1 protein-coding gene is annotated in these 386 nt (G+C 51.3%); it reads left to right on the top strand.

Annotated features, from left to right (window positions below; translation table 11 throughout):
- The coding region (locus HFE01_RS26530) for a condensation domain-containing protein (protein WP_243208320.1) at positions 1-386 on the top strand (386 nt) is incomplete at both ends.

Raw genomic sequence — 386 nt, 5'->3', positions numbered from 1 at the left:
GCTCAGCGCAGCCATGGAGGCGAAAGCTAGTGAAATTCAAAGCAGTATCCAGCTGCATGAAGGGCCGCTGTTGAAGGCTGGTTTGTTCCACTGTGCAGATGGGGACCATCTGTTGATGGTAATTCACCATTTGGTCGTGGACGGGGTATCATGGCGCATTTTGTTCGAAGATTTAGCTGTAGCCTATGAACAGGCCATCCGTGAAGAGACGCTCCAGTTACCGGACAAAACAGATTCATTCCGTTCCTGGTCACAAAAACTTTCCGTCTATGCGAATAGCGCAGCCATGGACAGCGAATACGCCTACTGGAAGCAATGGAACGCTGCTGCTTTGGCTGACCAAGTACGTTTGCCTGAGGATCAAGCGGAGGCCGAACCGTTTACCT

The organism is Paenibacillus sp. EKM10P (assembly GCF_011800655.1).
Lineage (GTDB): Bacteria > Bacillota > Bacilli > Paenibacillales > Paenibacillaceae > Paenibacillus > Paenibacillus polymyxa.
This window is presented reverse-complemented; position numbering and strand designations above follow the sequence as displayed.